This is a genomic window from Sphingopyxis sp., from assembly GCF_016704835.1.
Classification (GTDB): Bacteria; Pseudomonadota; Alphaproteobacteria; order Sphingomonadales; family Sphingomonadaceae; genus Sphingopyxis.
The window spans coordinates 443,943-467,584 of the sequence record NZ_JADIZJ010000021.1 but is presented as its reverse complement, the minus strand read 5'-3'; the positions used below and the strand labels follow the sequence as shown (position 1 = coordinate 467,584).

Annotated in this window: 21 protein-coding genes; 14 read left to right on the top strand and 7 right to left on the bottom strand. The window is 63.7% G+C overall.

Annotation, left to right across the window (positions count from 1 at the left end):
• Position 1 precedes the first annotated feature (1 nt).
• Entirely contained in the window at positions 2-484 is a 483-nt protein-coding gene (locus tag IPF76_RS17310; RefSeq protein WP_293846563.1) for a GreA/GreB family elongation factor, read from the bottom strand.
• A 6-nt stretch (positions 485-490) separates the two neighbouring features.
• Positions 491-2,560 (bottom strand): lytic transglycosylase domain-containing protein, encoded by a 2,070-nt coding sequence (locus tag IPF76_RS17305; RefSeq protein WP_293846561.1) that lies wholly within the window; start codon positions 2,558-2,560, stop codon positions 491-493.
• Positions 2,561-2,618: 58 nt separating this feature from the next.
• Between IPF76_RS17305 and dapA the strand changes: the two genes are divergently transcribed.
• The 7 genes from dapA to recA all read left to right on the top strand — a co-directional run bounded on the left by dapA (position 2,619) and on the right by recA (position 10,849).
• Positions 2,619-3,494 (top strand): 4-hydroxy-tetrahydrodipicolinate synthase, encoded by an 876-nt coding sequence (gene dapA, locus IPF76_RS17300; RefSeq protein WP_293846559.1) that lies wholly within the window; start codon positions 2,619-2,621, stop codon positions 3,492-3,494.
• A 5-nt stretch (positions 3,495-3,499) separates the two neighbouring features.
• Positions 3,500-3,985 carry an SsrA-binding protein SmpB gene (gene smpB / locus IPF76_RS17295; RefSeq protein WP_088442006.1) on the top strand — a complete coding sequence of 162 codons (486 nt, stop codon included), beginning with the start codon at positions 3,500-3,502 and terminating at the stop codon, positions 3,983-3,985.
• A 32-nt stretch (positions 3,986-4,017) separates the two neighbouring features.
• A complete protein-coding gene (locus tag IPF76_RS17290; protein ID WP_293846557.1) occupies positions 4,018-4,596 on the top strand; it encodes a DUF2062 domain-containing protein in 579 nt (192 codons plus the stop codon).
• Between the two features lie 96 nt (positions 4,597-4,692).
• Positions 4,693-6,753, top strand: coding sequence for a M13-type metalloendopeptidase (locus IPF76_RS17285; protein WP_293846555.1), 2,061 nt, complete (start codon positions 4,693-4,695; stop codon positions 6,751-6,753).
• Positions 6,754-6,875: 122 nt separating this feature from the next.
• Positions 6,876-9,224, top strand: a complete 2,349-nt coding sequence (locus tag IPF76_RS17280; RefSeq protein ID WP_293847391.1) for a response regulator — start codon at positions 6,876-6,878, stop codon at positions 9,222-9,224.
• Entirely contained in the window at positions 9,217-9,567 is a 351-nt protein-coding gene (locus IPF76_RS17275) for a response regulator (protein WP_293846553.1), read from the top strand. The genes IPF76_RS17280 and IPF76_RS17275 overlap by 8 nt, the downstream gene beginning before the upstream one ends.
• Before the next feature lie 202 nt (positions 9,568-9,769).
• A complete protein-coding gene (gene recA / locus IPF76_RS17270; RefSeq protein ID WP_293846551.1) occupies positions 9,770-10,849 on the top strand; it encodes a recombinase RecA in 1,080 nt (359 codons plus the stop codon).
• 240 nt (positions 10,850-11,089) lie between these two features.
• On the opposite strand, the gene IPF76_RS17265 is transcribed toward recA, so the two are convergent.
• Positions 11,090-11,572, bottom strand: a complete 483-nt coding sequence (locus tag IPF76_RS17265) for a GNAT family N-acetyltransferase (protein ID WP_293846549.1) — start codon at positions 11,570-11,572, stop codon at positions 11,090-11,092.
• A 276-nt stretch (positions 11,573-11,848) separates the two neighbouring features.
• On the opposite strand from IPF76_RS17265, the gene speB reads away from it, so the two are divergent.
• The 5 genes from speB to IPF76_RS17240 all read left to right on the top strand — a co-directional run bounded on the left by speB (position 11,849) and on the right by IPF76_RS17240 (position 17,068).
• Positions 11,849-12,664, top strand: a complete 816-nt coding sequence (gene speB, locus IPF76_RS17260) for an agmatinase (RefSeq protein ID WP_293846547.1) — start codon at positions 11,849-11,851, stop codon at positions 12,662-12,664.
• An 18-nt stretch (positions 12,665-12,682) separates the two neighbouring features.
• Positions 12,683-13,309 carry a glutathione S-transferase gene (locus IPF76_RS17255; protein WP_293846545.1) on the top strand — a complete coding sequence of 209 codons (627 nt, stop codon included), beginning with the start codon at positions 12,683-12,685 and terminating at the stop codon, positions 13,307-13,309.
• On the top strand, positions 13,299-13,886 hold the full coding sequence (locus tag IPF76_RS17250) for a hypothetical protein (protein WP_293846543.1): 588 nt from the start codon (positions 13,299-13,301) through the stop codon (positions 13,884-13,886). The genes IPF76_RS17255 and IPF76_RS17250 overlap by 11 nt, the downstream gene beginning before the upstream one ends.
• Before the next feature lie 72 nt (positions 13,887-13,958).
• Positions 13,959-16,595, top strand: a complete 2,637-nt coding sequence (alaS, locus tag IPF76_RS17245; protein WP_293846541.1) for an alanine--tRNA ligase — start codon at positions 13,959-13,961, stop codon at positions 16,593-16,595.
• Positions 16,592-17,068, top strand: a complete 477-nt coding sequence (locus IPF76_RS17240) for an SRPBCC family protein (protein ID WP_293846539.1) — start codon at positions 16,592-16,594, stop codon at positions 17,066-17,068. The genes alaS and IPF76_RS17240 overlap by 4 nt, the downstream gene beginning before the upstream one ends.
• Before the next feature lie 95 nt (positions 17,069-17,163).
• On the opposite strand, the gene IPF76_RS17235 is transcribed toward IPF76_RS17240, so the two are convergent.
• Entirely contained in the window at positions 17,164-17,577 is a 414-nt protein-coding gene (locus tag IPF76_RS17235; RefSeq protein WP_293846537.1) for a holin family protein, read from the bottom strand.
• Positions 17,578-17,640: 63 nt separating this feature from the next.
• Complete coding sequence (locus IPF76_RS17230) at positions 17,641-18,210, bottom strand: glycosyl hydrolase 108 family protein (RefSeq protein ID WP_293846535.1); 570 nt, start codon at positions 18,208-18,210, stop codon at positions 17,641-17,643.
• Positions 18,211-18,281: 71 nt separating this feature from the next.
• Here IPF76_RS17230 and IPF76_RS17225 point away from each other — a divergent pair, with 71 nt between their 5' ends.
• Both IPF76_RS17225 and IPF76_RS17220 read left to right on the top strand, forming a co-directional pair.
• Positions 18,282-19,259, top strand: coding sequence for an NADPH:quinone oxidoreductase family protein (locus tag IPF76_RS17225; RefSeq protein WP_293846533.1), 978 nt, complete (start codon positions 18,282-18,284; stop codon positions 19,257-19,259).
• Positions 19,260-19,340: 81 nt separating this feature from the next.
• Entirely contained in the window at positions 19,341-20,186 is an 846-nt protein-coding gene (locus IPF76_RS17220) for an amidohydrolase family protein (protein ID WP_293846531.1), read from the top strand.
• Between the two features lie 7 nt (positions 20,187-20,193).
• Here the strand turns inward: IPF76_RS17220 and IPF76_RS17215 are convergent, their stop codons facing one another.
• Both IPF76_RS17215 and bglX read right to left on the bottom strand, forming a co-directional pair.
• A complete protein-coding gene (locus IPF76_RS17215; RefSeq protein ID WP_293846529.1) occupies positions 20,194-21,018 on the bottom strand; it encodes an endonuclease/exonuclease/phosphatase family protein in 825 nt (274 codons plus the stop codon).
• A gap of 66 nt (positions 21,019-21,084) precedes the next feature.
• Positions 21,085-23,403, bottom strand: coding sequence for a beta-glucosidase BglX (bglX, locus tag IPF76_RS17210; protein WP_293846527.1), 2,319 nt, complete (start codon positions 23,401-23,403; stop codon positions 21,085-21,087).
• Positions 23,404-23,642: the final 239 nt, after the last annotated feature.

The window sequence follows — 23,642 nt, the reverse complement described above, 5'->3', positions numbered from 1 at the left end:
GTCACGGATAGCGGACTGCCATCACCTCCCACTCTTTCGGCCCGGCGGGCAGCTGCACGATGCGCAAATCGCCGACCGCGGCGCCGCGCAGCGCGCGGGCGAGGGGGCTGTTCCACCCGATCCGGCCGTCGCCGGCTTCGGCTTCGTCGTCGCCAACCAGCGTGACGATGCGCCGCGCATCGCCGTCATCGGCTAGCTCGGCGGTGGCACCGAACCATATGCGGCTCTTGTCGGGCTGCATGGCGGGATCGACGACGCGCGCCGCCTTCATCCGCCGCGCCAGGAACGACAGCCGCCGGTCAATCTCGCGCAATCGCTTGCGACCATAGATATAGTCGCCATTCTCGCTGCGATCACCATTGCCCGCCGCCCAGCTGATCACCTCGACCAGCTTGGGCCGCTCATTGCCGAACAATGCGTCATATTCGGCGCGCAGCGCAGCAAAGCCGGTCGGCGAGATGATATTGCTACGTTCCTCCGCCACGCGGACTTATCCGGGGGTGCGTTTGCCGAGGTAGAAGCTGAGCGGCGCCTGCGGCAGCGTCTTGCCCGGTTGCAGCGTGTCGTACACCACCGCGTTTTCGAGCACGCGCTGCACGTAATTTTTGGTCTCGAAAATCGGAATCGCCTCGATCCAGTCGATCATCTCGATCGACCCGGTGCGCGGGTCGCCGTTGGCGCGCAGCCATTTGTTCACATTGCCCGGTCCGGCGTTGTAGGCGGCGACCGCCAGTGGATAGCTGCCACCGAAATAGCGCAGCATCTGCTGGAAATAGGTCGATCCCAGCATCATGTTGTAATTGGTGTCGGTAGTCAGCAGATCGCGGTTATACGAAAGTCCGAGTTTGCCTGCGACCTCGTTCGCTGTGCCGGGCATCAGCTGCATCATGCCGCGCGCACCGGCGTGGCTGATCGCCTGCCGGTCGAACTGGCTTTCCTGCCGCGTGATCGCGTGAATGAAGGTCCAGTTGCCCTCATGTCCCGCGGGCACGCGCACAGTCGGGAAGCCCGCGACCTCAACCGCATCAAGGCTGTTTGCTTGCGCGCTACGCCCGATCATCACGCCAAGGTCGGGGCGCCCGATCTGCGACGCCAATTGTCCGGCGAGAACATGGTCGGCGGGCGAGGTCGCCTTTTGCGACAGCGCGCGCAGGAACAAAGTCTGTTCGCGCCACGCGCCGATTTCGCCGAGCGCGCGCGCGGCGCGGACCAGTCGGTCGTCGTCAAAGGCGCGCTTGTCGTTGCTACTGACCTGGATCGTGGGATTGGGTGTCGGTCGGGGCTGCGGACGACTGAGTCGCTCGAGCGCCAACTGGCCATAGAACTGGTCGTAATGCTGCGCGGCGTCAGCAAAATGGGCGTTGGCGGCCGAGCGGTCGCCAGCGGCGAGTGCGGCGCGCCCCGCCCAGTAAAAGCCCTTGGTGCGCGTCTGCGCCGACCGGGCAGCTTCGCCATAGGCGCGGTACAGTTTCACGGCCTCCGCCGGGCGGCGCATATCCTTATACGCCAGCTGTCCGGCCAGCCACGCCAGAGAGGTGTAGTCGTCGCGCACGCTGAGCGGGGTTTCGCGGATCACCGTTCCCGGCGGGAAGGCGTCGTCGATCTGCCGCGCGATATTATAGGCGGTGAGCTTGTCGCCACCGCTGTCGGCCTGCCGCGCGTTGGTCAGCAGAGTTTCGATCCATTCTTCGGGATCGGTGGGCGCTTTGGCGAGCGACCGCGGCGCTGCGAGCAGCGCGCGCGCTTCGCCGACGCGGCCGGTCTGGCGCAGCCAGGTAGCCTTGTCGGTGATGTAGCCGGCGTCGGTCCGGATCAGCGACGGGTTGGCGCTTTCGACCGCCGTGGCCTGCAACGCGGCATCGACCGCCGAACTGCGCAGCGCGAGCCGTGCCGCAAAAATGCTGCGTCGCTCGGGCGAGGTATAGGCGAGCTGGCGGCTGGCCGCGGCGGTTGCGCCCGACCACAGCAAACGGTCCATCCGCGCGTCATGATCCGCGGGGGTTATCGCGCCCGGGAACAGGCCGAGCACGCGGTTCGTCTCGGCCTCGTCCAATGGTCCGCTAACCCACGCGCGGCGCACCGCGGCATTGGCGTCGTCGCGGCGCCCCGATGCGTTGAGCGCCAGCGCGTAGCGCAAATGGCCGCTCGCGGTCTGCGGCGGAAAGGCCTGGAAAAAGGCGAGGGTGCGCGGCGGATCGAAGCTGTCGATCGCGATCGCCTTTTCGGCGCGGGTGCGCATCTTGTCGGCGTCGGGCCAGCCCTTGTTGGTCATCAGGAAGCGCGACAGTTGGTCGAACGAGGCACCGGTGTTCGCAGTCAAGCGCCGCCATTCCATCACCGCGTCGCCGACCGAATTGGTCGACGGCGGCGGCCCCGACGTCGAGGCGAGGCCCATCTGCGCGCGGTACCATGCCATTTGCTCGGGTGTCAGTTCGCTGGCGTTGGCCGCCGTCGGAATGAGCAGAGCCATGGCGAGCGCCAGGCGCGAAATACGGGGCAGCGTGTTCATGCCGTGCATGTTAGTGCCAAACTCCTTGCGGGGCGCTGAATAGGCGTCCATTAGCGGCGCGCCGTCGGGACTCTACCGGCTGGCCCGTGTTTTTGTAAAGGAGCGGGGCATGTTTTCGGGGTCTATTCCCGCTTTGGTGACGCCATTCCGCGATGGGGCGTTCGACGCGCCTGCCTTCGCACGCCTTGTCGATTGGCAGATCAAGGAAGGGACCAGCGCGTTGGTCCCGTGCGGTACGACCGGCGAAAGCCCGACCCTCGGATTCGACGAACATTATCAGGTGATCGACAGCTGCATCCAGGCGGCTGCGGGTCGCGTGCCGGTGATCGCCGGGTGCGGCTCTAACGACACCGCGACCGCCGTGCGCCACATGCGTTACGCGCAGGCCGCGGGCGCGGCCGCGGCGCTGATCGTCGCGCCCTATTACAACCGGCCGAGCCAGGAAGGCATGATAGCGCACTATCAGGCGCTCGCCGATGCCAGCGATCTGCCGATTGTCGTCTATAACGTCCCCGGCCGCACCGTCGCGGACATCAGCGCCGAGACGATGTGCAAGCTCGCCGAAATCCCGAGTGTCGTAGCGGTCAAGGACGCGAGCGGCGATCTCGCCCGGGTGACGGTCCACCGCGCGGGCGCCGGGAGTGATTTCTGCCAGCTGAGCGGCAATGATGATCTGTGGCTGCCACATGCAGTGATGGGCGGCGTCGGCTGCATTTCGGTCACGGCCAACGTCGCGCCGCGTCTCTGCGCCGATTTCGCCGCCGCGTGCGCCGGCGCCGACTGGGCACGGGCGCTGGTTTTGCACGACCGCCTGTTCAACCTGCATCAGGCGATGTTCTCCGATACCTCGCCTGGGCCTGTGAAATATGCGCTTTCGCGCGTCCACGACTGGTTTTCGCCCGAAGTGCGCCTACCTATTATCCCGGCGAACGGCGCATCGCGCACCGCAGTTGATGCCGCTTTGCGTGCGGCAGGAGTTTTGTAGGTTCAATGGCCCGTCCGCAGTCTGCCGCCGAATTCGACAAGAAGAAGGTCGTTGCCGAAAACCGGCGCGCGCGCTTTGACTTTGCCATCGAACAGGTGTTCGAGGCGGGGATCGCATTGCAAGGGACCGAGGTCAAATCGCTGCGCTTCGGCGAAGGCACGATCGCCGAAAGCTATGCCGAAGTGAAGGGCAACGAGGTGTGGCTGATCAACAGCAATATCCCCGAATTCAGCCATGGCAACCGCCACAACCACGAACCCAAGCGCCCGCGCAAGCTGCTGCTAAGTGGGCGCGAGATCAACAAGATGTATGCCGGCGTCGCGCGGCAGGGCATGACGCTTGTTCCGCTGTCGGTCTATTTCAACAGCCGCGGCCGCGCCAAGGTCGAACTCGCGCTCGCCAAGGGCAAGAAGGCGCACGACAAGCGGGAGTCGATAAAGGAACGCGACTGGAAGCGCGACAAGCAGCGGTTGATGAAAGAGCGCGGATGAGCGGCGGCAAACCTCGCGATAAGGCGGCAGTGATGAACTGGATCCGCCGCAATTCGCCGACGCGCGAAGAATTGCTCGCAAGCCGGTTCGTCAAACCGTTTGCACATCGCGTCGCACACAGCCACTTGTGGCGCTTTACCCGGACGTCGGTGCCACGCGGCACCGCGCTTGGCCTTTTCGTCGGCATTTTTTTCCTGATCCCTGGCATTCAGATATTGGGCGTTGCGCTGCTTGCGCTGCCGGTCCGCGCGAACATCCCGATTGGCGCCGCGATGACCTTTTTGTCGAACCCGGTGACGACGCCGTTCATCATCCTGGCATCGGTGTGGCTCGGCGACTGGCTGTTCGGGCTTCAGGCCAATAGCGCGACTTTTTCGGCGATGATCGAACATGGCGCATCGGCGGGCGAGTGGGCGCGCTGGGTGTTTTCGGATGCGGCGCCCGCCATGCTTTCCGGGCTGCTGGTCATCTCGCTGGTTTCGGCAGCGGTCGGATATGTGCTCGCCTCGATTTTCTGGGACAATTGGATTCGCCTCCGCTGGCGGCGCAAATTGCAGCGCGCGCGCGACCAACGACTTGAGGCATCGACCAGCGACACCCCCGCAGGTTGAACGGCGCGCGCGCGGTCGTATAGCTAGTACATCGCAACCGCGTGCGGCGCGAACGCGCTGTGCATCGTAGCTTCGTTTTGAAAACTGGGGACTATCATGACTCTTTTGCATGTTTCTTCGCGCCTGCTGGCGACCGCCGCGCTGGGCGCAATGCTGATTTCCGCCGTACCGACTGTGGCCAAGGAAAAGGCCGCACCCGCACCCGCCGCCGAAACCGCAGCCAAGCCCGAACTCGGCACCTTTGGCTTCGACACCGCGGGTATGGACACAACGGTCCGGCCGGGCGATGATTTCTACGGCTATGCCAATGGCACCTGGGCCAAGAACACCACGATCCCGGCCGATAAGTCCAACTATGGCATGTTCACCGCGCTCGGCGATCTGTCGCAGCAGCGTACTCGCGAAATCCTCGACGCCGCGAAAGCCGATCAAAGCAGCATGATCGGGCGCAACTATGCCGCCTATCTCGATGGCGCGGCAGTCGAGGCAAAAGGCTTGGCGCCGATCCAGCCGTGGCTCGCCAAAATCCGTGCCGTCGACAAGCCCGGCCTTGCCGCGCTGCTCGCCGAGGCCGACCGCAGCGGCGTCCAGCATTTCTTTGGCGGCTTTGTCGGTCAGGACGACAAGAACCCCGACGTCTATATCTACACGATGTTTCAGGGCGGCATTGGTATGCCCGACCGCGATTTCTACCTGAAGGACAATGAGCGCAACGCCAAGCTGCAGGCCGCCTACCTGACGCATCTGGAAAATGTCCTGACGCTCGCGGGTGAAACCAACGCCGCGGCGCGCGCCAAGGCGCTCTATGACTTTGAAAAGCAGATCGCGACCATCCATTGGGACAAGAACGACAGCAGCGACGCCACCAAAGTCTACAACAAGATGACGATCGCTGAGTTGGTTGCGGCGGCACCCGGTTTTGACTTTGCGACCTTCATCCGCGGTCTGGGGGTTAAGGAAGATTCGCTGCTGGTATCGCAGCCGAGCGCCTTCACCGGCGAAGCCAAGCTGCTCGCCGACGCGCCGATTGCGGTGATCCGCGATGCGCTGCTGGTGCGCAGCCTCGACGGTTTTTCGGGCGTGCTGCCCGAGAAATTCGCGCAGGAGAGCTTCTCATTCTATGGCACCGCATTGTCGGGCACGCCGCAGATGCAGGAGCGCTGGAAGCGCGCGGTCGATTTCACCACCGGCAACCTGGGCGAAGCCGTCGGCCAGGACTATGTTGCGAAATATTTCCCGCCCGAAACCAAGGCGGAGATGGACAAGCTGGTCAAGAATGTCCTCGCCGCGATGGGCCGCCGCATCGACGGGCTGGCGTGGATGCAGCCGGCGACCAAAGCGAAGGCGAAGCAGAAGCTTGCCAATTTCACTACCAAGATCGGCTATCCCGACCGTTGGAAGGATTATAGCAAGCTCGAGATCAAGGCGGACGACCTGTTCGGCAACGCACTGCGTTCGAACCAGTTCGCGCATGACGACAATATCAGCCGCCTGGGCGGTCCCATCCGCCGCTGGGAATGGGGGATGACCCCGATGACGGTCAACGCCTATGCCAATTTTGGCATGAACGAGATCGTGTTTCCCGCCGCGATCCTGCAGCCGCCTTTCTTTGACCCGCACGCCGACCCGGCGATCAACTATGGCGGCATCGGCGCAGTAATTGGCCACGAAGTCAGCCATCACTTTGACGATCAGGGCGCGAAATATGACGAAACCGGCAAGCTTGCCGACTGGTGGACCCCCGCCGATGTCGCGGCGTTCGAGGCCGCGGGCAAGGCGCTGGTCGCGCAATATGACGCCTATGAAGTGCTGCCAGGCGAAAAGCTCGACGGCACCTTCACGCTGGGCGAAAATATCGGCGACGTTGCCGGGCTGACGGTGGCTTACGACGCTTACAAGGCCTCGCTCGGTGGCAAGGAAGCACCGGTGATCGACGGGCTGACCGGCGACCAGCGCTTCTTCCTCGGGTGGGCACAGGTGTGGCGCCGCAACTATCGCGAGCAGAATCTTTCGCAGCGGATCACCACCGATCCGCATTCGCCGTCGATTCAGCGGACTTGGGTCTCGCGCAACCTTGACCCTTGGTATAAAGCCTATCAGATCAAGGAAGGCCAGAAGCTGTATCTGGCGCCCAAGGACCGCGTCCGCATCTGGTGATGCGCCGATAAGAAAGTCTGTCATTGACCGCGACGAGCCTGCCTTCCGCTGATTCCGATATCGGCAGGGGGGCGGGTTCCGTCGGCCCGCTTTCGGTGCCGTCGGGGTTGTCGCGGGTCGATATGGGCCTGCTCGGCGGTCTGGCGCTGCTCTCGACCGCGCTGCTGTTCTGGGCGACGCGCGATATGGTGCTTGCGGCGGGTTTCGTTGCAGGGCTCTCAGTCGCAGTTGGCGGCGTTTTGCTTGCGCGGCGCCTATTTCCTGCGGCGGTCATGGGCGAGGCCGTGCTGCCTGACTGGACGATGCTGCGTCAGGCGGTCAACCACGACGACGTCGCGATCGCAGTCACCGATCGTGCCGGCCGTATGGTGTGTGCGAACGACCTGTTTGGAACCTGGATGGGCGGCTTCGTTACGCCGCCCGGCCTGCCGCTTGATGGGCGCGGCGCCGATGTCCTGAAAAACGCCGGGCGCATGGCGTGGCGCGATGGCGAGGGACGCGCCGACGACCTGGCAATCGGTCCGCTGCCATTGCGGGCGCACGTTACGCGCACCGGCCAGGCCGAGGATTATCTCGTCTGGCGTTTCTCTGCGCTCGAACGACTCGACCTAGCCTCCGAAATCACCCGCCATCTTGATGGTCCAGCGGGTCGCACGCTCGGCCATGCCGGGGTAATGACGGCGCTCGTTAACGCGGAAGGGCGGCTGCGCGTCGCCAATCAGGCATTTCTTCTCCGCGCGCTCGGAGAGGATGACGCCGGCCATTATGCTGGCCGCGATGTTGCCCCGATGCTGCGCATCGACGATGGCGGCGCGCTCTATTTTGCGCGCGAGGGCGACCGCGCCACCCCAGTACGGATGCTGCAAATCCCACTGGCGCCGGCCGACGGCAACACGCCGGTGCTGCTCGCGCTACTTGATGAGGAAATGGGACCGGCCGATCGCGGGACCGCGCAGACCTATGTCGAAACCTTGCTGTCGCTGCTTCCTTTCGGGCTGGCGATGGTCGATCGCGACGGGCGCTTCCTCTATATGAACCGCGCCTTTGTTCGTGCCGCGAACCTCGGCGAAGGCAAGATGCCGCGCTACCCCGGTGACATCGTCGTCGGTGAGGACAAGGGGCCGCTCGCCGACATGATCCGCCGCCACAGCAGCGGGCAGCAGGTCGGGGGCGATCTGTCGATCCGGCTGGCGGGGCAAAGCGGCGAACCGGTGTCGATCCGCGTGGTTGGGGTGCGCGGACTGGGTGAGGCGGCAGTGCTCCTCAGTCTCAAGGATTCGAGCGAGGAATCGCGGTTGAAACGCCAGGTCGCGCAGGCGTCGAAGATGCAGGCGGTGGGGCAACTCGCCGGGGGTGTTGCGCATGATTTCAACAATATCCTGACCGCGGTGCTCGGCGCCTGCGACCTGATGCTGATGCGCCATACGCCGGGCGACAGCGACTATGATGACATTCAGCAGATCCGCAGCAACGCCAACCGCGCCGCCAGCCTGACGCGGCAGTTGCTCGCCTTTTCGCGGCAACAGACGCTGCGGCCACAGATCCTACAGCTCCCGGACGTGATTTCTGAGGTGTCGCATCTGCTCAAGCGGCTGATCGGCGAAACCGTCCAGCTGTCCGTCCATCATGGCCGTGGGCTGGGTGCGGTGCGCGCCGACCCGGGGCAGCTGGAACAGGTGATTATCAATCTGGCGGTCAACGCGCGCGATGCGATGCCGGGCGGCGGGACGCTGACGATCGAAACCTTTCCGGTATCGGCCGCCGATGTGCGCCAGATGGGCAATGAGTTCATGCCGCCCGCGGATTATTGCGCGCTCAAGGTCAGCGACACTGGCACCGGCATCGCCGCCGACGTGCTGCCCAAGATTTTCGAGCCCTTTTTCACTACCAAGGATGTCGGGAAAGGGACCGGGCTCGGCCTGTCGACGGTTTACGGCATCATCAAGCAATCGGCGGGGTACATCTTTGCCGACAGCAAGCCGGGGCAGGGGACAAGCTTTTCCATCTACCTGCCTGTCCACCGCGCGGGCAGCGAGACCCCGGTGGTGGCGCCGCCGCCTGCCAAGCCCAAGAAAAGCCAGTGGGGCACCGGCACCATCCTGCTCGTCGAGGACGAAGATATGGTGCGCGCGGTGGCCGAACGCGCGCTGACTCGCGCGGGTTACACCGTGGTCACCGCATCGCAAGGCGAGGAAGGCCTCGAACGCTTTGCCCAGATGACAGAGGTCGACCTGATCATCAGCGATGTCGTGATGCCGACGATGGACGGACCCGCGATGGTCCGCGCGCTACGCGCCAAGCGGCCCGACCTGCCCGTGCTGTTCATGTCGGGCTATGCCGAGGAGCAATTGCGCCAGTCGATCAACATCGACGATGTAGGGTTCCTTCCCAAACCCTTTTCGGTCGCGCAACTCGCCGAGGCGACCTCGGCGGCGCTCGACGACGCCGCGCACCGGTTGAAAAATGGCTGATGGAACCCGTATCCTGCTCGTCGAGGACGATGTGCTGATCGGCATGATGCTCGCCGACATGTTCGACGCACTGGGCCTGCCCGAGCCCGCGCAGGCGGCGAGCATGGACGAAGCGCTGGCGATCATCGCGACCGAATCGCTCGGCGGGGCGCTCGTCGACATCAATCTGGGTGACGAAAAGGGCTGGCCGGTTGCCGATGCGCTAGCCGAGCGGGGGATTCCCTTTGCGTTCACCTCGGGGGGCGGCGATATTTTGCCGTCGGTGCATGCCCACCGCAAGCTGGTCGCCAAACCCTTTCGGATCAGCGATATCGAAGCTGCGCTGGCCGAATTCAGCGCGTAAATCCGACCTGATCGCCGTCTCGGCGAAGGCCGGGATCTTGCCGGCGCGTCGCGCGCGAGGTCGAGATCCCGGCCTTGGCTGAGATGACAGAAATAGCACGATGAAATATTTGTTCCACTCTTGTTCTATGAGAACAAATAACGTACATAGGTTCGGCGTTGCGATGCTTCTGTCGTCGCTCTAGAGCTGGAAGGGTACGGTAATGGCCGGACAATTGTCACTCGTCGAATCGGGGAAATCAGTGAACAACACGGACAGGCAGAAGGCGCTCGACGCCGCGCTCGCGCAGATCGATCGCGCCTTTGGCAAAGGCTCGGTGATGAAATTGGGCTCGAAAGAGGCGATGCAGGTCGAGGCGATCTCGACCGGTTCGCTCGGCCTCGACATCGCGCTCGGCGTCGGCGGCCTGCCGCGCGGCCGCGTCATCGAAATCTACGGTCCCGAAAGCTCAGGCAAGACCACGCTGGCGCTGCACGTCTTGGCCGAAGCGCAAAAGGGCGGCGGCACCGTTGCCTTTGTCGATGCCGAACATGCGCTCGACCCGGTCTATGCGCGCAAGCTGGGCGTCAACATCGACGAACTGATCATCTCGCAGCCCGACACCGGCGAGCAGGCGCTCGAAATCGTCGACACGCTGGTGCGCTCGAACGCGATCGACGTGCTGGTCGTCGACTCGGTCGCTGCGCTGGTTCCGCGCGCCGAAATCGAAGGCGAGATGGGCGACACCCATGTCGGCCTGCAGGCGCGGTTGATGTCGCAGTCGCTGCGCAAGCTTACCGGTTCGATCAGCCGTTCGCGTTGCATGGTGATCTTCATCAACCAACTGCGCATGAAAATCGGCGTGATGTACGGCAACCCCGAAACCACGACCGGCGGCAATGCACTGAAATTCTACGCGTCGGTCCGCCTCGACATCCGCCGCACCGGTCAGATCAAGAATGGCGACGAGATCGTCGGCAACACGACCAAGGTCAAGGTCGTGAAGAACAAGGTCGCACCGCCGTTCAAGCAGGTCGAATTCGACATCATGTACGGGCAGGGCATTTCCAAGATCGGCGAGATTCTCGACCTGGGCGTCAAGGCCGGAATCGTAGAAAAGTCGGGGGCCTGGTTCAGCTATGACTCGATCCGCATTGGTCAGGGTCGCGAAAATGCGAAAACCTTCCTCAAGGAAAATCCGGAACTTATGGACCGGCTCGAAGCCGCCATTCGCAGCCGCACCGACGCGGTGGCCGAAGAAATGATGGCCGGCCCCGACGACGAGGGCGACGACATCAATTAATTCCGATCCGGTCGGTTCGCATTGGCGGGCCGACCGGGAAACGGCGGCGGGTCTCCAGCCCCTTGCACCTGCACTCCCTCTCCCCGCAGGTGGACCCGCCGGCCGTTGACCTTTTATGCCGTGGTGGTTTTGCGGTGTTGGCCAAGAGGGTGCTTTGGGGTGGGACGCGGACGCGCAGGTTTATCGTTAAATTGCAGTCAAAGTGGACGCGGTAATGCGAAAACATCCCTTTCCAATCCGTCAGGAAACTTTTCCCGCAGAAATGGGGTGCCACCTCGCGAGTTTTTCTACAAGCATCCGCGCCGCGATGTTTTCGTCATTCATGTGAGTTTCGACGAGCTTCCAGCCAAGTGTGTCATAGCCAAAGGCAACCGCTGTACGCGAAGCTTCGATCGCATAGCCATGTCGCCTTGCAGATGGGATAATCCACCATGTGAGCTCGGACCGCGGGTAGCCCTCGGGCCACCAAAGGCCGCAGCCGCCCACCATTCGTCCCGTCGCCTGTTCGACAACTGACCACCGGCCATAGCCACGAAGTGCCCAGTGCCCCAAGTCTGATGCCAGCACGCGCCAAGCACGGTCAGCATCCATCGGACCGCCGTAAAAATGTGATGCCTCTGCGTCGGCAAAGAAATCACGGTAGACGACGTAATCCTCGGCCGTCGGTCCTCGCAACTCGAGACGCTGAGTTTTCAAAGTCGGTATTTGGTGCTGGATATTCATGACAAACGACAGCTTATTACGACGATCGCCTTGCGTGTAAACGACCGAAATTGGTCGTTCGCGGACACCTCCATCTCCGTTCGCGTCGAGCGAAGTCGAGACACCAATCGGCCATGCTCTGCTCCGACGGGAGTTTCGACTTCGCGCGATGCGAACCGGATGGGAAGGGTGGCTGTGGACCGGACCTCACTCCCGTCGGCGCCACTATCCTGGCTCACCAATGCGATCCCTTTCGCTGCGCCTTGCGAACATCCGACCAACGGCTAAAAGCGAGCCATGCCCGCGATCCGCCTCTTCGGCTTGCCCACCGATAGCAACAGCAGCTTCGAACGTGGCGCTGCCGCTGGACCCGCGGCGATCCGGGCGGCGCTGTTCAGCGACCGCGGGAATATGGCGAGCGAACTCGGCGCTGAAATCGGTACCGACATTGCGTTCACCGATGACGGCGATTTGCCGCTGACCGAAAATACCGCGCACGATGATGCCGCGATCCGCCGTCACGTCGTGATGCTGCAGGAGGACGGCGAGGTACCGCTCGCGTTGGGGGGCGATCATGCAGTCACCTTTCCGCTCGTCGAGGCCGCGGCGACCTGCTCTGGTCCGGTGAGCATCCTTCATTTCGACGCCCACCCCGATCTTTACGACGATTTTGCCGGCAATTCGCGCAGCCACGCCTCGCCCTTCGCGCGCATCTGCGAGGCGGGTCACGCGGCGCGGTTGGTGCAGGTCGGCATCCGCACCCTCAACCGCCATTGCCGCGAGCAGGCGGCGCGCTTCGGGGTCGAGATTATCCCGATGACCGATTTTACCCCCGATCGCGTCCCTGTCCTGGACGGACCGCTCTACATCTCGATCGACCTCGACGGAATCGATCCGTCGGCGGCGCCTGGCGTCGCGCATCCCGAGCCCGGCGGGCTGACGGTGCGCGAAGTTCTGGCAGTTCTGCACAAACAGACCGCGCCGATTGTCGGCGCCGACATCGTCGAGCATCATCCCGGCCGCGACATCGGCGATGTCACCGCGATCCTTGGCGCCAAGCTGGTGCGCGAACTCGCGGCGCTGATCGACCGCAACGGTTCATATAAAAACTGACCCCTTGAGGAGAGCATCATGACCCTGATCGTCCACCATCTGAACAACAGCCGCTCGCAGCGCATTTTGTGGCTGCTTGAAGAAATCGGTGCGCCTTATGACGTCAAATATTATGACCGTGACGCGACGACCAACCTGGCGCCGCCCGAACTGATCGCGGTGCATCCACTGGGCAAGTCGCCGGTCATCGAAGACAATGGCCGGGTCATCATCGAATCGGGTGCGATCACCGAATATCTGTGCGAGCGGCACGGCGGCGGGCATCTGGTTCCCGAGCGCGGCAGTGACGACCATATCAGCCATCTCGAATGGCTACATTTTGCGGAAGGATCGGTGATGACGCCGATCCTGCTGCGCCTCTACACCGCGAGGCTGGGTGAAGCCGCGGCGCCGCTCGAACCGCGGATCAACCAACAGCTCGACACGCATTTCGCCTATATGGAGAGCCGCGTCGGCGACACCGGCCATTTCATCGGCGATAGCCTGTCGGCGGCGGACATCATGCTGAGCTTCCCGGCTGAGATCGCGATCATGCAGGGCATGGCGGCGCGCTATCCCAAACTCGCCTACTTGGTGAACGCGTGCCACGCGCGCCCCGCCTGGCAGCGCGCGCGCGAAAAGGGCGGCGCTTATTATGGCTATTGATCGGCGGCGCTGGCTGCCGCTCGCCGCGCTGGGGTTGATCGCCAGCACGACCGGGGCGCAGGCGCCGCCGCTCGGTCCCGAGGTCGAGCGGGTTACGACGGGCGCCGACGATGCAGCCTTTACTGTCGCGGCAGCTGATGAAAGCGCCGCGATGGGCCGCTTTGCTGCCTACACGATGGCGCTGGCCAAGCGCGATTATGCCAGCGCCTATGCGATGCTGCGGCTGTCGTTCCAGGCGGCGAATCCCCGGCTCGAATGGGAAATGAACCTGCGCAAGCGCCCGACCTTATGGGCCGACGGCACGCTTCGGGTGCTGCGCGTCAGCTGGTACGCCGATCCCGCGGGACAGCCGCCGGGACTATATGCCGCGTTTGATTTTCGCGGCGATCGCAAGGACGGCGCGATGGATTGCGGCTATGTCGCGGTGCATCGCACCGCCCCCGGCGCCGACTGGACCGTGGTGCGCACCGACACCTCCGAAGTCCCCGGCGAGCTGATCGAGGACGGGGTGCCGAAGGCCGATGTCCTGCGGCAATTACCCTGCTATCTGGGCAAAGGGATCGCGACCGCTTTCTGATCGATTGCGGCGTTGATCGTCATCGACACGAAGCGGCTTGTCGCATGCCCGCAAAATCCCTAATTCGCGCGCATGACATCGACCAACGACATCCGCCGCTCGTTCCTCGACTATTTCGGGGGCACCGGGCACCATATCGAGCCGTCGGCACCGCTGGTGCCGTACAACGACCCGACGTTGATGTTCGTCAACGCCGGGATGGTGCCGTTCAAGAATGTCTTCACGGGCCTTGAAAAACGGCCGTACAGCACCGCGGTATCGGCGCAGAAATGCGTCCGCGCAGGCGGCAAGCATAATGACCTCGACAATGTCGGCTTCACCGCGCGCCACCATACCTTCTTTGAAATGCTGGGCAATTTCTCGTTCGGCGACTATTTCAAGGAACAGGCGATCCACCATGCGTGGAACCTGATCACGAAGACCTGGGGTCTGGCGCCCGAACGGCTGACGGTCACCGTCTATCACACCGATGACGAGGCGTTCGACCTGTGGAAAAAGATCGCGGGGCTGCCTGAAGAGCGGATCGTTCGCATCGCGACCAACGACAATTTCTGGTCGATGGGCGACACCGGCCCGTGCGGGCCGTGCAGCGAAATCTTCTATGACCATGGCGACCATATCTGGGGCGGCCCGCCGGGTTCGCCCGAGGAAGACGGCGACCGCTTCGTCGAGATCTGGAACCTCGTGTTCATGCAGTACGACCAGCGCGGCCCCGGCGACCGCGTCGACCTGCCGCGACCCAGCATCGACACCGGCATGGGGCTGGAGCGCGTCGCCGCGGTGCTGCAGGGCGTCCACGACAATTATGACACCGACACGTTCAAGGCGCTGATCGCCGCGTCGGTCGACCTGACCGGGGTTCCGGCCGAGGGGGCGACACAGGCCAGCCACCGCGTGATTGCCGATCACCTGCGGGCGTCGAGCTTCCTCGTCGCCGACGGGGTGCTGCCGTCGAACGAGGGCCGCGGTTATGTGCTGCGCCGGATCATGCGCCGTGCGATGCGTCACGCGCATCTGCTCGGCGCCAAGGATCCGCTGATGTACCGCCTGCTGCCGTCGCTGACCGCCGAGATGGGCGCCGCCTATCCCGAGCTGATCCGTGCGCAGCCGCTGATTGCCGAGACGCTGGAGCGTGAAGAGGCCAAGTTTCGCCAGACGCTCGACAAGGGGCTGCGATTGCTCGACGAAGCGACGGTCGGGATGTCGGCGGGCGCGACCTTGCCCGGCGAGGTTGCGTTCAAGCTCTACGACACGTTCGGTTTCCCCTATGATCTGACCGAGGACGCGCTGCGCACGCAGGACATTGCCGTCGACCGTGCCGGTTTCGATGCGGCGATGGCGCAGCAGAAGGCGGCGGCGCGCGCGGCGTGGAAGGGCAGCGGAGACAAGGCTTCGGACGAGATCTGGTACGACATTGCCGAGACGCAGGGCGGCACCGAATTTATCGGTTATGGCGCAACCGAGGGCGAGGCGACAGTGATCGCGCTGGTCAAGGATGGCGCGTCGGTTGACGAAGCCAAGCCGGGCGACCAACTCACCGTGCTGACCAACCAGACGCCTTTCTATGGCGAGAGCGGCGGCCAGATGGGCGACAGCGGAACGATCGCGACGTTGGGCGGCGCGAAGGCGTCGGTCAGCGACACCGGCAAGCCGCTGGGACGGCTCCATGCGCATCATGCCAAGCTGGAGGCGGGAACGCTGAAGGTCGGCGACACGGTGCAGTTGACCGTCGATGCCGACCGCCGCGACCGGATTCGTGCCAATCACAGCGCGACGCACCTGCTGCATGCGGCGCTGCGCAACCGGCTGGGCGGGCATGTGACGCAGAAGGGCAGTCTCGTTGCTGAAGACCGTTTCCGCTTCGACTTCTCGCACCCCAAGGCGCTTAGTGCCGAGGAGATCGCCGACGTCGAGGCCGACGTGAACGCGCAGATCCGCGGCAATGAGGCGGTGACGACGCGGCTGATGACCCCTGATGACGCCGTCGCGGCGGGCGCGCTGGCGCTGTTCGGCGAGAAATATGGCGACGAGGTGCGCGTGCTCAGCATGGGCAAGGCGACCGACAATCATTATTCGGTCGAGCTTTGCGGCGGGACGCATGTCCGGGCGCTTGGCGATATTGCTTTGCTCAAGATCATCAGCGAGTCGGCGGTGTCGTCGGGTGTGCGGCGGATCGAGGCGCTGACCGGCGAAGCAGCGCGGACGTGGTTGAACGGGCGCGACGAGGCGCTGAAGGCAGCGGCGGCGGCGCTCAAGACCTCGCCCGACGATGTCCCGGCGCGCGTCGCGCAACTGGCCGAAGCGCTGAAAAAGGCCGAGCGCGAACTCGCCGATGCCAAGAAGGCGCTAGCGATGGGTGGCGGTGGCGGCGCGACTGGGCCTGCGGTCGAGCAGGTCGGCAACACCGCGTTTATCGCGCAGGTGGTAGACGGGCTCGATCCCAAGGAACTGCGCGGCACGGTCGACGGGCTCAAGAAGCAGGTAGGCAGCGGCGTCGCAATGCTCGTCGCGGTCAACGACGGGCGCGCTTCGGTGGCGGTCGGGGTGACCGACGGGGTTGCGCATAATGCCGTCGATCTCGTCAAGCTCGCGGTTGCAGCGCTTGGCGGGCAGGGCGGGGGCGGCCGGGCCGACATGGCGCAGGGCGGCGGTCCCGATGGCGGCGCAGCCGATGCGGCGGTCGCCGCGGTCAAAGCCGCGCTGAGTTGAAACCGACCAAGAAGACGCGGCGCACCGATCATGCCGAACGGCTGATAGCGGCGCCGCTGGTCGATGTTTTTTCGGCGTTCACCAGCGAGGCGAAGCTGGCGCGCTGGTTGCCGCCCGAGGGCGCGACTGGCGAATTCGAGCATGTCGACCTGCGTCCCGGCGGCGGCTTTCTGATGCGGCTGACGTTCGATGATGCCGACGTCGAGACCAAGAGCGACGACGACAGCGATGTCGTCGAGGTCTATATTCCGACGCTCGACGACGGCCGCCTGATCGTGTGGGAGGTCGAGTTCGTGTCCGACGACCCGCGCTTTTCCGGGACGATGGCGATGCACTGGTATCTGTCGCGACAAGGCGGCGGCACGCTGGTGACGATCGACGCGCATCATGTGCCGCCGGGGATTTCGGCGAAGGATCATGAGGCGGGGTTGAATTCGTCGTTGGCGAATTTGGCGCGGGTTGTGGAGGAATAGAGCTGTTCCTCGGCGAAAACCGGGGCCCAGCGGTGTCGCGCTGTCCTTCTGGGCACCGGCTTTCGCCGGGGAACAGAATTATCCTCTCTTGGTCGTCAGCTCTCCACCCCCTTCGCTTTCCCCCACGCCCTTGCCGCCGTGTAGCCCAGATACCCCGTGCCAAAGAGCGCATAGAGTGGTTCGGGAATCCCCGCGAGATAGGCGTTCATGCCCTCGGCAATGCCCTTCGCCATCTCGGGCCGCGCCGCGGCGATCAGACCCATCGGGATGGCCCAGAGCAGCAGCGCGTACATTACGTAGAGGAAGCTCGGGCGTGCGCGGCTGGTCCACGGGTCGGCGCTGTTCGCCTCGGCGACGATCGCGGTCATGCGCGTTTTGATCGCCTCCATTTCCTGGCTGCCCTCCATTTGCAGCAGTTCCAGCTTAGCGCGGTCGCGTGCTTCGGGGTCGGGGATGATCTTGTCGATCAGCTTGGCGATGGGGCCGATCAGGCCTTCGATGATGCTCATGGTCGGATGTCCTTTTGTCGGAAGTTGTCAAAGTTCACGGTCTATCGAGGTCCGGAAAACTGGTCAGTGCTCGCCGGTCCGGTTGGCGAGCCAGCCGTGGAGAAACGCCTTCTGGCTGGGGCGGCGTTCGGCGAGTGCGATGTAGCGCTCGCCATGCAGCGCCTCCATCGCGCGCAGCAGCACCGTCTCGCCGCCTTTGCCGCGCGCTTTCAGAAAGCCGTCGAGCGCCGACAGGGTGCGCGCGCCGATGTCGCGATCGACCGCGATGTTTGGATAGTCGCGCGCGGTACGGTTGAGCGCGTTGAGCGCGCGCTGGAGGAAGCCGACCGCGGTGGCGGTGCCCATGTTGACGCCGGTGTCGAACAATTCGGCGGCGATTTGTGGCGCGCGGAGCGCAATCTTGTCGAAGCCGGGGCGCAGCCAGTAGATACTGCGATCGATCGCCACGGCGTCGGCGCGCGACAGGTCGCGCATTGCGCCGTCATCTCCCTGCGCGCGGGCGACGGCCTCGGTGATCCCCCAGCAGGTCGGGCCGCCGCGGTCGGCGGGGTGGTTTACATATCGGCCTTCGCGGTCGATGACGGCATCAATCAGCGCGTCGGCATCGACGGGCGGGCAATCGGGTCTGGACATGATTCGCTCCTGTGGTTGGTTGAATGAGTAAAACGAACCAAATTGGAATATTGTAGGAAAGACTTTTCTCCATGCGGGCTTTGCAGGTCACCGAATTGTTGCCCGATCATGCGGGAGCCACCTTGGCGGAGGTGCCGGTGCCGCAGCCCGGACCGGGCGAAGTGCGGGTGCGGGTGCGCGCGGCTGCGGTGAATTTTCCCGACCTGTTGATGACGCGCGGCGATTATCAGTTGAAGCCGCCGCTTCCCTTCGTATCGGGGCTGGAGTTTTCCGGTAAGGTCGATGCGCTGGGCGAGGGGGCCGCCGATTGGCAGCTTGGCGACGCGGTGGTCGGCGGAAACCGGTTCGGCGCGATGGCCGAATATTGCGTCGCGCCCGCGGCGGGGCTGCGCGCCAAGCCTGAGCGGCTGACGTGGGAGGAAGCAGCGGCCTATCCGGTCGCGTATCTCACCGCATATGTTGCGTTGGTCCGCTGCGCGCGGGTCGTGCCGAGGGAGTGGGTGCTGGTGCATGGCGCGGCGGGCGGCGTCGGGCTGGCGGCGGTCGATCTGGCCAAAGCGCTCGGCGCGCGCGTGATCGCGGCAGCGAGCAGCGCGGACAAGCGGGATGCCATTGCGCGGCGCTTTGCGCCGGATGCAGTGATCGACGGCGAGCCGGGTTTTCGCGAGCGGGTGAAGGAACTGACCGGCGGGGCAGGGGCGGACGTCATTTTCGACCCGGTCGGCGGCGATATATTCGACGAATCGACGCGCTGTATCGCGTTCGGCGGGCGGCTGCTGGTGATCGGCTTTGCGTCGGGACGCATTCCCGAGCTGTCGATGAACATGCCGCTGATCAAGGGCTTTGCGGTCGTCGGGGTGCGCGCGGGCGAATATGGCCGCCGCTTTCCCGAGCGCGGGGCAGAAAATATTGCGGCGATCGATGCGCTGGCGTCGGCTGGCAAGATCAAGCCGCACGTCCATGCGACTCTCGACCTCGCCGACTGGCGCGAGGGGTTCGCGATGCTGGAGCGGCGCGAGGTGATCGGAAAGGTCATTCTGATACCTTGACCGTTACCGCGACGTGGTTGTCTCGGTTCCTGCTCCTGTGCCATGGGCGTGCGTCAACGCCGTTCTGACAGAGGAAACCTTATGCGGACCCTGCCGATATTGCTCGCGCTGGCGGTCTGCGTCGTACCTGCAGCGGCGCAAGACCGGGTGGTCGATACCCATGTTCATCTTCATAATGGTGAAGCGTCGATCCGCGAATATGAAGCGCAGTTGAAGGCAGCTGGGCGGTCGGTGTCGGTCTTTGGCGCAATGTGGTTCGGCGGCCCGAACCAGGCACTCGCCGGGAATCCCGGGCAGATTCGTGCCAACAACGATGCGATGATCGCGCTGGCGGCAAAGCACAAGGGCATGCTCGCCATCGCCACGGTGCACCCTTATGACGGCGACGGCGCCATCGCCGAGGTCGAGCGCGTTGCGTTGCGCGGCGTCAAGTTGCTGAAGATCCACCCGCATACGCAGAAATTCGACGCTGCCGATCCGCGCGTATTGGCGCTGGTTCGGCGGGCCGGTGAAGTCGGGCTGATCGTGCTGATGGACAATGCCAGCATCGTCCCAGCGGACAATGAAAAGCTGTTCAACCTTGCGCTGCAGGCCCCGAAAACGCGGTTCATCTTTGCCCATATGGGGGGACTCCAGTTTCGCTTCTGGAATATATTGGCGCTGGCGCGGACGGCGGAAAATCTGTTCGCCGACAACGTCTATTTCGATATCAGCGCCACCGTTTTGCTGGCCGCAGACTCGCCGATCGAGGCTGAATTCGTCTGGACGATTCGAAATGTTGGCGTAGACAAGGTGCTGCTGGCGTCGGATTTCCCGCAAATTTCGCTTCCGGCGACCCTGACCGCTTTCGAAAAGCTCGATCTGACCGACGCGGAGCGCGTGAAAATTCGCGGTGGCAATGCGCGCAAATTGCTCGGGCTTGACTGACCGGCATTCACCGTAGCCGCGCGACACGGGCCACGACGCCGAAGTGATCGGACGGATACTCCCCGTTCACCGGCGTATCACCGATGATATGCGCATCGGTGACAACAAACTTCGATCGCTCGACAAAAATATGATCGATAACGCGCGGCTTGTGGCCGCGCTCCGGGTTGAACGTTGTTGCCGTGGCACCGCGCGGCAGCGCCGACGCAAATCGTGGCGGCCCGAAAGCCCGGAGACCCGGGTCGTCGAGCGGGGCGTTGAAATCGCCCATTATGATGCGCGGCACAGCGTCGTCAGGGAGCCAGTCGAGCAGGTCGGTCGCCTGCTGTGTCCGTACCGCAGCGGCTTCGGGCTGCCACGCGAGATGCGTTGCGACGATGTCGACGGGTTCGGATCCGATCTGCACGCGCAAGCGGATCGCGGTGCGAAAATCGGACAGTGGTTCGAGCCGGCGGCGCGCAATCTCGATCACCGGCCATCGCGTCAGGATCGCATTGCCATAGCGTTTGGGCGCTCCTTCGGATTCGACCGCCACGAAATGGACTTCGGGGTAGCCGAGCGCGTTCGCGATGGTGCTGGCCTGATTGGGCAGCCCCTTGCCGGCATCCTCCAGAACTTCTTGCAGCGCGATGACGTCGGCGTCAGTGGCTCGCAGCGCCGCGGTCAGCAGCGCGAGCCGTGCCGGCCAGTTCCCGCCTGCGTCGTGCCAGATGTTGAACGTCGCAATGCCGATGCTCGTCGCGAGGGACGCGGCGTGAAGCGCGCAACCCGAGAAGGGAATCGCGGCAATTCCGGCCAGAATGGTACGTCGATCAAATTCCGCTTTCGGCATCGCGAATAAGTCCCCCAGCCGCGCTGTCGAATGCCTACGGCGCACAGCCATGGCGCATGTCATCGCCTATTCGGTCAGTGTGAAGCTCGCTTCCGATCCGACCGAGGAGGACGGCCCCACCCACAGTTTATACTGGCCGGGCTCGCTGCCCCAGCTCATGTCCTGGCGCGTGAAGGCAAGATCGGCGTCGGTCAGCATGAACCGAACGGTGCGCTTTTCGCCCTTTTTGAGCATGATCTTTTCGAATCCCTTAAGCTCCTTGACCGGGCGCGTGACCGATCCAACGAGGTCGCGGACATAGAGTTGCACCACCTCTTCGCCGGCGCGCGCGCCGCTGTTGGTCACGGTGACGCTGGCGGTCAGCGTCTCGCCGGGACGGATCTTTGCCTTGTCGAGCGTTACTGGCGAGTAGCCAAAGCTGGTGTAGCTGAGGCCAAAACCGAACGGATAGAGCGGGGTGTTCGGGGTGTTTAGGTAGCGCGAAACATATTTTGCACCGGGCTCGCCGAGTTCGATTGGGCGACCGGTGTTTTTCATGTCGTAGTGAATCGGGACTTGCCCGACGTTGCGAGGGAAGGTGACGGGTAGCTTGCCCGAGGGGTTATAATCGCCATAAAGCACATCGGCGATGGCGTGGCCGCCCATCGTGCCCGGATACCAGGCGTGCAGGATCGCATCGACATGGGTATCGGCCCATTCAATGCTGTTCGGTCGCCCGCTCATCAGCACCAGGATGATCGGCTTGCCGGTCTTTTTCAGTTCTTCGAGCAACGCCTGCTGGTTGCCGGGCAGGTCGAGCGAGGTGCGGCTCGCGGCCTCGCCGGTCATGTCCCAACGCTCCCCCATCGCAGCGATAATGACATCGGATTTCTGCGCCAGCGCCAGGGCTTCGGCAAAACCATCCCGCTTGCCCGCATCCTCGAAAGCGTAGCTCGCGCCCTTGGCATAAGCGACGGTGGTTCGCTTCGGCGCGCGTGTCTGCAAGCCTTCGAACAAGGTGATTGGCCGCGTCTTGCGGTCGCCGGCGGCCGACCAGCTGCCGATCATGTCCTCCTTGCTGTTGCCGAGCGGGCCGATCACCGCGATCGATCTTGCCGTCGCAGCGAGGGGAAGGGCGTTGGCATTGTTCTTGAGCAGGACGATCGACTTGCGCGCGACGTCGCGCGTGGCGTCGAGGAACTCGGCTTTGTAGATCGTTGCTTTTTCGCGTGCTTCGTCTGCATAGCGATAGGGATCCTCGAACAGGCCGAGACGATATTTCATTTCGAGGATCGCCTTGACCGCAGCGTCGATGCGCGCGGTATCGACCTTGCCTTCTGCGACCGAACGGCCAAGATTTTCCATATAGACCGCGCCCTGCATATCCATATCCACCCCGGCGTTGATCGCTTGTTCGCCCGCCTGCTGCAGATCCTGCGCATAGCCGTGCGGGACCATCTCGTTGATCGATGTGTAATCGGTTACGACAAATCCCTTGAAACCCCATTTTTCGCGCAACACCTCGGTCAGCAGGTACCGGCTGCCCGAGGCCGGGACGCCGTCATATTCGTTGAACGACGTCATAAAGGTTGCGGCGCCCGCGTCGGCAGCGGCCTTGAACGGCGGCAGATAGACGTCGCGCATCGTGCGCTCCGAAATATCCACGGTGTGATAGTCGCGGCCCGCCTGCGCCGCACCATAGGCGGCGAAATGTTTGGCGGTGGCCAGAATCGTGTCGGGGCGCGACAGGTCGCTGCCCTGATAGCCGCGCACGCGCGCCTTTGCGATCAGGCTACCGAGATAGACATCCTCGCCGGCGCCTTCGGAAACGCGTCCCCAGCGCGGGTCGCGCGCGATGTCGACCATCGGCGAAAAGGTCCAGTGAATGCCCTCTGCGGAGGCTTCAATGGCTGATATTCGCGCCGCCTTTTCAATGGCCTGGAGATCCCAGCTCGCCGCCTCGCCCAGCGAGATCGGAAAGATGGTGCGGTGGCCGTGGATCACGTCATAGCCGAAGATCAATGGAATCTTCAGCCGCGTGCCCTCGACCGCAAGCGCCTGCAACTCGCGCGTATATTTCGCGGTGTAGGCGTTGAAGATCGCGCCGACGCGGCCGGTGCGGATGTCCTCCTTGTAGCCGTCGCGCATCGTCGGACCGGTCGATTCCCAATTGCTGGTGAGCAGGGTCAACTGGCCGATTTTTTCGTCGAGCGTCATTTTGGCCATCAGGTCGGCGATGAAGCGGTCCATCTTGCCATCGGGGCGGAGCCAGCCGGCTGCATCGACCTCCGTTTGCTGAGGTGCCATCGCCGCGGGCTTAGCGAACAGCGGGGCAGGCGACAGCTGCGTACCCAGCAGTAGCGCGGCCAGCGTCAAGCCTGTCAGGTTGCGCGAAATCGGCGGCATGATTCGTCCTTCCCAATCACTATACGTATATATTCTCATGCGGATTGGCCGAAATCGGCCAAAAATTGACTGATCGTCGATCCATCCGCCTGTGTCGCTTCCCCCTATACAGCGATCGTGAAACCGGTTACAAATCAAAAAAAACAACGACGCGATTTCCCGCGATTCGTCGCTGCCCGGTGGCAAGGCTGGTCAGCGAACAAGGCGAAAGCGGGGAATGTCGGGGCACAAAAAGGGAG

Bases quoted from the DNA above. Each gene is read 5' to 3' on its own strand.
- alaS (WP_293846541.1), top strand. From the start codon at position 13,959: ATGACATCGACCAACGACATCCGCCGCTCGTTCCTCGACTATTTCGGG.
- IPF76_RS17285 (WP_293846555.1), top strand. From the start codon at position 4,693: ATGACTCTTTTGCATGTTTCTTCGCGCCTGCTGGCGACCGCCGCGCTG.
- IPF76_RS17290 (WP_293846557.1), top strand. From the start codon at position 4,018: ATGAACTGGATCCGCCGCAATTCGCCGACGCGCGAAGAATTGCTCGCA.
- IPF76_RS17225 (WP_293846533.1), top strand. From the start codon at position 18,282: ATGCGGGCTTTGCAGGTCACCGAATTGTTGCCCGATCATGCGGGAGCC.
- IPF76_RS17250 (WP_293846543.1), top strand. From the start codon at position 13,299: ATGGCTATTGATCGGCGGCGCTGGCTGCCGCTCGCCGCGCTGGGGTTG.
- dapA (WP_293846559.1), top strand. From the start codon at position 2,619: ATGTTTTCGGGGTCTATTCCCGCTTTGGTGACGCCATTCCGCGATGGG.
- IPF76_RS17280 (WP_293847391.1), top strand. From the start codon at position 6,876: ATGGGCCTGCTCGGCGGTCTGGCGCTGCTCTCGACCGCGCTGCTGTTC.
- IPF76_RS17230 (WP_293846535.1), bottom strand. From the start codon at position 18,210: ATGTCCAGACCCGATTGCCCGCCCGTCGATGCCGACGCGCTGATTGAT.
- IPF76_RS17265 (WP_293846549.1), bottom strand. From the start codon at position 11,572: ATGAATATCCAGCACCAAATACCGACTTTGAAAACTCAGCGTCTCGAG.
- IPF76_RS17255 (WP_293846545.1), top strand. From the start codon at position 12,683: ATGACCCTGATCGTCCACCATCTGAACAACAGCCGCTCGCAGCGCATT.
- IPF76_RS17235 (WP_293846537.1), bottom strand. From the start codon at position 17,577: ATGAGCATCATCGAAGGCCTGATCGGCCCCATCGCCAAGCTGATCGAC.
- IPF76_RS17220 (WP_293846531.1), top strand. From the start codon at position 19,341: ATGCGGACCCTGCCGATATTGCTCGCGCTGGCGGTCTGCGTCGTACCT.
- IPF76_RS17305 (WP_293846561.1), bottom strand. From the start codon at position 2,560: ATGGACGCCTATTCAGCGCCCCGCAAGGAGTTTGGCACTAACATGCAC.
- smpB (WP_088442006.1), top strand. From the start codon at position 3,500: ATGGCCCGTCCGCAGTCTGCCGCCGAATTCGACAAGAAGAAGGTCGTT.
- recA (WP_293846551.1), top strand. From the start codon at position 9,770: ATGGCCGGACAATTGTCACTCGTCGAATCGGGGAAATCAGTGAACAAC.
- speB (WP_293846547.1), top strand. From the start codon at position 11,849: ATGCCCGCGATCCGCCTCTTCGGCTTGCCCACCGATAGCAACAGCAGC.
- IPF76_RS17275 (WP_293846553.1), top strand. From the start codon at position 9,217: ATGGCTGATGGAACCCGTATCCTGCTCGTCGAGGACGATGTGCTGATC.
- IPF76_RS17215 (WP_293846529.1), bottom strand. From the start codon at position 21,018: ATGCCGAAAGCGGAATTTGATCGACGTACCATTCTGGCCGGAATTGCC.
- bglX (WP_293846527.1), bottom strand. From the start codon at position 23,403: ATGCCGCCGATTTCGCGCAACCTGACAGGCTTGACGCTGGCCGCGCTA.